General features: G+C 70.3%; 7 protein-coding genes. 3 read left to right on the plus strand and 4 right to left on the minus strand.

What is annotated here, in order from left to right:
* Positions 1-120 precede the first annotated feature (120 nt).
* Together G3I40_RS26055 and G3I40_RS26060 are read left to right on the plus strand one after the other, a co-directional pair.
* Positions 121-810 carry a response regulator transcription factor gene (locus G3I40_RS26055; RefSeq protein WP_164304571.1) on the plus strand — a complete coding sequence of 230 codons (690 nt, stop codon included), beginning with the start codon at positions 121-123 and terminating at the stop codon, positions 808-810.
* 65 nt (positions 811-875) lie between these two features.
* Positions 876-2,336 carry a penicillin-binding transpeptidase domain-containing protein gene (locus G3I40_RS26060; protein WP_164304572.1) on the plus strand — a complete coding sequence of 487 codons (1,461 nt, stop codon included), beginning with the start codon at positions 876-878 and terminating at the stop codon, positions 2,334-2,336.
* Here the strand turns inward: G3I40_RS26060 and G3I40_RS26065 are convergent.
* Positions 2,333-2,839, minus strand: a complete 507-nt coding sequence (locus G3I40_RS26065; RefSeq protein ID WP_164304574.1) for a hypothetical protein — start codon at positions 2,837-2,839, stop codon at positions 2,333-2,335. The genes G3I40_RS26060 and G3I40_RS26065 overlap by 4 nt on opposite strands.
* Before the next feature lie 205 nt (positions 2,840-3,044).
* On the minus strand, positions 3,045-3,839 hold the full coding sequence (locus G3I40_RS26070; RefSeq protein WP_164304576.1) for an HAD family acid phosphatase: 795 nt from the start codon (positions 3,837-3,839) through the stop codon (positions 3,045-3,047).
* A 246-nt stretch (positions 3,840-4,085) separates the two neighbouring features.
* On the opposite strand from G3I40_RS26070, the gene G3I40_RS26075 reads away from it, so the two are divergent.
* A complete protein-coding gene (locus tag G3I40_RS26075; protein WP_164304578.1) occupies positions 4,086-4,403 on the plus strand; it encodes a hypothetical protein in 318 nt (105 codons plus the stop codon).
* A 64-nt stretch (positions 4,404-4,467) separates the two neighbouring features.
* On the opposite strand, the gene G3I40_RS26080 is transcribed toward G3I40_RS26075, so the two are convergent.
* Positions 4,468-5,034, minus strand: a complete 567-nt coding sequence (locus tag G3I40_RS26080; RefSeq protein WP_164304580.1) for a dihydrofolate reductase family protein — start codon at positions 5,032-5,034, stop codon at positions 4,468-4,470.
* 121 nt (positions 5,035-5,155) lie between these two features.
* The coding region (locus G3I40_RS26085) for a polysaccharide lyase family 1 protein (protein WP_164304581.1) at positions 5,156-6,357 on the minus strand (1,202 nt) is incomplete at its 5' end.

Here is a 6,357-nt window from a genome sequence, read left to right on the forward strand (position 1 = left end):
CGGGCACGGGCTGCGGGGCGTCGCCGACCGGGCCCGGCTGCTCGGCGGCTGTGTGCAGGCGGGCCGGACGGGCGGCGTGTGGCGCCTGGACGTACGACTTCCACTGAAGGGACCCGCCGTATGAATGCCGTGACCGTCGTGCTCGCCGATGACGAACGCATGGTCCGCACGGCGCTGCGCGCCATCTTGTCCGCCGAACCGGACATCGAGGTCGTCGGCGAGGCTGCGGACGGCGCCCGCGCGGTGTCGGTGGTGCGCGAGCTGCGGCCCGACGTGGTCCTCATGGACGTCCGGATGCCGGAGGTCGACGGGATCCGCGCGACGGAGCAGATCCTGCGCTCCATGCAGGCGCCGCCGCGGATCGTGGTCGTCACCACCTTCGAGAACGACGCGTACGTGTACGAGGCCCTGCGGGCCGGCGCCTCCGGCTTCCTGCTGAAACGGGCCGACGCCGACGCCCTGGTCGGTGCGGTGCGCCTGGTGGCCCGCACCGACAGCCTGCTGTTCCCCGCCGCGGTCCGGTCCCTCGCCGCCGAGCACGCGGCGCAGCGGGCGCGCGCCCCGTGGGTGACGCGGCTCACGGGCCGGGAGAGCGACGTGCTGCGCGCAATGGCGGCGGGGCTGACCAACGCGGAGATCGCCGGGCGGATCGGGGTCGGGCCCGCCACGGTGAAGACGCACGTGGCGGCGGTGCTGGCGAAGACCGGGGCGCGGGACCGTACGCAAGCGGTGATCGCGGCGTACGAAGGCGGCTTCCTGCGGGACGGGACACAGGGCGAGGCACAGGGCGGGGCGCAGGGCGGCTCATAAGAGCTTTCTGAGAAAAGCGCGCTTATCGGAACTATTTGCTCCGGGCGGTTCGTCCCTTCTGTGGGATGAACAAGACGATCAGGCGCGCCTCCGTCTTCAGTCTGCTTCTCGTGCTCGCCCTGCTGGTCAGGGCGACGTGGGTGCAGTTCTACGACGGTCAGGCCCTCGCGGACAACGACAAGAACCGGCGGAAGACCATCGAGCAGTACGGCTATCCGCTGGGCGACATCATCGTGGGCGGAAAGGCGGTGACGGGCTCGGAGAGGACGGGTGGCAACAGCGACCTGAAGTACAAGCGGACCTACACCGACGGCTCGCTGTACTCGGCGGTGACCGGTTTCACGTCACAGGTGTACGGCTCGACGCAGCTCGAAGCCCTGTACCAGGACGTGCTCGACGGGACCAGTACGGATCTGAAGAACCCGGTCGACACGGTCACGGGCAAGCACGCGAAACCCGGTGACGTGGTCACGACGGTCGACCCTGCCGTGCAGAAGGCCGGGGCCAGGACGCTCGGCGACAAGAAGGGCGCCGCCGTCGCGATCGACCCGAAGACCGGGAAGATCCTCGGCATGGTGTCGTCGCCGTCGTACGACCCGTCGAAGGTCAGCGGCTCGGGCTCCTCGGACGCGGCCGAGTGGAAGAAGCTGTCCGACGACGAGGACGTCCCCACCATGAACCGGGCGCTGAAGCAGGCGCTGCCGCCGGGCTCGACGTTCAAGCTGGTCGTCGCCGCGGCCGCCCTGGAGAACGGCCTCTACTCGTCCGTCGACGACAAGACCGACTCCCCGAACCCGTATCTGCTGCCCGGGACCCACACGTACCTGAAGAACGAGAGCGCGAGCGCGCCCTGCGAGGACGCCACGATCCGCACCGCCCTGCAGTACTCGTGCAACAACGTCTTCGGCAAGCTGGCCGTCGAGCTGGGCCAGGACAAGGTCAGGGCGATGGCCGAGAAGTTCGGCTTCAACGACGCGAAGCAGGACGTGCCGGTGCGCGCCGCCAAGAGCCTGTACCCGTCGGACATGGACAAGGCGCAGACGGCGCTGTCGGCCATCGGCCAGTTCGACGTGACCGCGACGCCGCTGCAGATGGCGATGGTGTCCGCGACGATCGCCAACGGCGGCGAGCAGGCCTCGCCCCACATGGTGTCCGCGGTGACCAACGCCGACGGTGACGCGATCAAGAGCTTCCCCGACGACGACAGCAAGCAGGTCGTCAGCAAGTCGACCGCCTCGCAGCTGCAGTCGGCGATGGAGACCGTCGTGACGAAGGGCACCGGTGTGAACGCGCAGATCTCCGGCGCGACCGTGGGCGGCAAGACGGGCACGGCCCAGCACGGCGAGAACAACAGCCAGACGCCGTACGCCTGGTTCACGTCGTACGCGAAGGACGACGCGACCGGCAAGGAGGTCGCGGTGGCCGTGCTCGTGGAGCAGTCCGACGCGGCCCGCTCCGAGGTCAGCGGCAACGGTCTGGCGGCGCCGGTCGCCAAGGCCATGATGAAGGCCGCGTTGAAGGACTAGGTACGCGGGCGCGTCCCCCGCCACCGCTGCCGCGCCTGCCGCCGTGTCCGGTCCTGTGTCGGGGCCGGCGCGGCGGGGGCGCGGCGTTTGTACCAGGCGTAGACGGCCCAGGTGCCGCACGGCTCCCAGCCCTCCGGGGCAGGACCGCCCGTGCCCGCCGACTCCCGGCGGTACTCCCAGCGTTGCGGTCCCTCCGGATCGCGCCGGGCGACGAAGCAGCCGTCGGCGTCGACCCGCTCGACCTCCCAGCCGTCGGCGCCGAACCGGTTGAGGAGTGCCTCGTCGGCGTAGGTGTCGGCGGTCCAGCGCCGGCTCTCGGTGTGCTCGTCGACGGGCGCCCCCGCGGGCACGAGCCGCTCGGCGAGTTCCGCCGCCGGGCCGAGGTCCCCGGCCAGGGCGGTGAGGTCGGCGAGCACGGCCGTGACGTGCTCGGGCGGCAGTCCGCGGGCGTGCAGCGCGGCCGCCACCTCGTCCCAGTAGCTCGGGTCCGTCCGGTCCTCCATCGCCTCAGCGTAGATCAGCCGGAATGACACCCTCCTCGCCGTCACCGAGTTCCAGGTTTCGAACTTCGCCAAGCTGGTACGCGGTTGTGGTAACCGTTCGACGCCGTGACAGCGACGTCGACGTGAGCACACAGACCGGAACGCCCCGCCGGTGGGACCCGGCGGGGCGTTCCTACGCTTGGCGGCGTCGGCGCCGCCGCGGACGTCAGCTCACGTAGTACGTCGGGTTGGGGAACTTGTACTTCTTGTCCGCGTGGCCGCCGTCCAGGTCGGACTGCTGGTCGCCGAAGTTGCCGACGATGTCGTAGCCGAGGGACTCGATGTGCCGCCGGGTACCGGCCTTGTACTGCACGGTGGTGCAGTTCCAGGTCCCGGCGGTGGCGCAGCCGCTGAGGTAGGCGGGCGGGTGGGCGGCGTCCTTGAGGAAGACGTGGCGGGCGTCGACGTCGGCGTCGATGCCGACCTTCTTCAGGTTCTCGACGGCCGCGGCGCGCTGCGACTCCTTGAGGCCGGAGTTGTAGAAGACCTCGACGCCCTTGCTCTCGGCGTACCTGATGAGGGCGGGGGTGCCGAACACGGCGGGCCGGTCGGCCTCGGCGACGTACGCGGCCCAACTGTCGTTGTTGTAGACGTAGTTGGTGCTGATCTCGTAGTCGAGGCTGAGCAGCAGCGTGTCGTCGATGTCGAAGACGACGGCGGGCTTGTCGCCGTGCCGGTGCGCCTTCTTCGCCGCCTTGGCGATGTCCTTCTTCGCGCCCGCCTCGATCCGTGCCAGGTCGTCGGCGTAGGCGCTGGCGGGCGAGGCCTGCCAGGTGCCGTCGGCGTCCTGGGTGGCGCCGTAGTACGACGTGATGTCGCCGACCAGCTTGCCGATGTTGTACGGCTCGGCCGTGGTCTTCGCGGTGGGGGCGTCGGCGCCTGCCGCGCCGGTGCCGTAGACGGCGCCCGCCGCGAGGGCGCAGGCCGCGGCAAGCCCCGCGACTCTGATGGATGTGCGCATGTGGTCTCTCCGGGATCCGGCCTTCGGCGCGTACGAGCCGCGCCAGGTCACCGTTTGTCTACGCGCATCACATCCGGAGTACGAGCCCCTTTACCCGATCGATACGCGATCCACAGTCCCGACCGAGTCATTGCCCCGGGCTGAGACCGCCTTGACCCTCCGTTGAATCCGAGGATCTAAGGTCGTGATTCTCGGCCGCTCCATGACCGAGGCCCTGCGCACGAACACCCTTCGGAGAGCCCTGCCGTGTCCGCTCAGCTCGCCCTCGCCGCCGGTTCGGGCGGTGAGTCCCCCGTCCTTCTCGCCGTCTTCGTCGCAGGCGGCCTGATCGCCATCTGGTGCGGCGTGAACTGGGCGTTCGACATCCGCGGCATCACCACCCGCAGGTCGGCGCGGGCCCGCGAGAAGAGCGCGGACATCTGGGCGGGCACGGGCCGGCTGGACACCGCCCCCACCACCATCTTCGGCAGCGTCGGCTACCTCCGCTTCCTCGGCGTGATGATGATGCTCGCCGGGGTGCTGCTGGTGCTGGTGGCCTACGCGTTGTGGCATCTGGGCGGGTAGGCGCCGCGCAGGGGCCGCCCGCCCCTGCCCCGTGGACGCGTGCCGGGGCGGGCGACCGGCGGCCCTAGTTGTCGATCGCGTAGCGCAGGAGTGCCAGACCGTTCTCGAAGGCGGTCGCCTCGATGACCTTCAGGTCCTGCCGGCCCTCGAAAAGGCGCGTTCCCTTGCCGCGCGTCACCGGGCAGACCAGCATCCGGACCTCGTCGACGAGGCCGGCGTCCAGCAGGGAGCGCATGAGTTCCAGGCTCCCCCACAGCCAGATGTCCTTGCCGTCGCGCTGCTTCAGCTCCCGCAGGGTGGCGCTCGGGTCGGGCGTCACGGTCGCGGCGGGAAAGTCGCCCCAGGGCGCCTCGTCCAGCTGCGACGAGGCGACGAACTTCGTGAGGCCGTTGAGCTTCTCGCCGTACTCGCCCTGGTCCTCGGCGTACGGCCAGTAGCCCTTCGCCATGGCGTAGGTGTGCGCGCCGAGGATCATCGTGTCGACCGAGCCGATGAATCCCATCAGCTCTTCCTTGAACGCCGGGTCGCTCTTGTCGGAGAAGGGCTCGCCCGACACGAACCCGAGCCCGCCGTCCTCCTCGGCGGCGATGTTGTCGACGGTGACCCACTGCTGGACGATGAGCTTTCGCATGGCTTTCGGCTGTCCTTCCGGTACGGGTGGACGCGGCCACGCCGACCGCATCCGTCCCGGGGACGGAGCCGCCACACCGTTCTCGACATTCGGTGGTGGGGGTGCGGTGTCGCGGGGTCGCTCAGCGGAGCCGGTCCGCCCCCGCTCCCCGGCCGACGACCTCGGCCACCGTCCTGGCCGGGTCGACGTGGGTGCGCAGGGTCGGCGTCCAGCCCGCTCCTGACGTCAGCGGGGTGTCGGCGTGCGCCGCGTTGTAGGCGGCGACGAGATCGGTCGCGGCGCCGTTCACCACGTTGCCGGCGGTGGTGACCGGGGAGTCGTTCCAGCGGTACAGGACCGACGCGGCGCTCACGCCCTTCGGCAGGGTGAAGGAGTTCTTCTCGGCTACGAGCTGCGACTTGTAGCCGATGCCGAACGAGTAGGCGTACTCCGTGGTGGCCACGTACGCGTTGTTGTACGCGTCGACCTGCCCGAACCGCACGCGCGGAGCCCGCTCCACGAGGTTGCGGAACAGGTTGTGGTGCAGGGTGACGCGGAGTCTGCCCTCGTCGGTGGCGCCCGCGCTGTCGCTGTTGCCGATCATCAGGGTCTTGTCGTGGTCCTCGAAGGCGTTCCAGGACGCGGTGACGTAGTCGGCGCCCTTGACGACGTCGAGTTCCCCGTCGTGCTGCTGGAAGATGCGGCCGTAATAGCTCGGCAGCGTCGCGTCGGGGTGCTCGCCGTCGGTGAACGTGTTGTGGTCGAGCCACACGTGCGTGGCGTTGTGGACGACGGCGGAGTCGTACTCGGAGTTCCAGTTGCCGGTGTCGCCGTCGGTCGGGTCCCACTGCGGGAAGCAGTCGAGCGGGGACTCCAGGGTGAGGCCGCGCACGATGACGTTGTCGACGCCGTTGATCTGGAGGCTGCCGCCGACGATGCCGGCGCCCTTGCCCACGCCGATGAGGGTCGTGTTGGCGGGGACGTCCGCCTTGATGGCCTCGGCCTGGGCGGCGGCGGACCGGTCGCGCAGGTACTCCTGGGTGCCCGGGGTCGCCTTCTCGCCCTCCAGGTTCTCGTCGTAGCCCCAGACCGCCGGGTCGTACGCGGCCAGGTACTGGTCGAAGTCGTAGCCGGCGGCGCTGAAGTCGGCGCAGGTGTCGCCGTCCGCGTCGAGCGTCCCCCTGACCTTGATGATCTTCGGGGCGGTGCCGCCGGCCGCGAAGGCGGCCTTCAGCCCGTCCCAGGTGGTGACGGTGTAGACGTGAGCGGCGTCGGCGGCCGCGCCGCCGGTGGTGCCGGTCGTCGCCGAGGCCCAGCCGTCGCCCGCGGGCAGCGTCCGGCGGG

The organism is Streptomyces sp. SID14478, from assembly GCF_010548525.1.
GTDB lineage: Bacteria > Actinomycetota > Actinomycetes > Streptomycetales > Streptomycetaceae > Streptomyces.

Excerpts from the sequence above, each read along its gene's own strand:
- G3I40_RS26055 (WP_164304571.1), top strand. The coding sequence starts at position 121 with ATGAATGCCGTGACCGTCGTGCTCGCCGATGACGAACGCATGGTCCGC.
- G3I40_RS26060 (WP_164304572.1), top strand. The coding sequence starts at position 876 with ATGAACAAGACGATCAGGCGCGCCTCCGTCTTCAGTCTGCTTCTCGTG.
- G3I40_RS26065 (WP_164304574.1), bottom strand. The coding sequence starts at position 2,839 with ATGGAGGACCGGACGGACCCGAGCTACTGGGACGAGGTGGCGGCCGCG.
- G3I40_RS26070 (WP_164304576.1), bottom strand. The coding sequence starts at position 3,839 with ATGCGCACATCCATCAGAGTCGCGGGGCTTGCCGCGGCCTGCGCCCTC.
- G3I40_RS26080 (WP_164304580.1), bottom strand. The coding sequence starts at position 5,034 with ATGCGAAAGCTCATCGTCCAGCAGTGGGTCACCGTCGACAACATCGCC.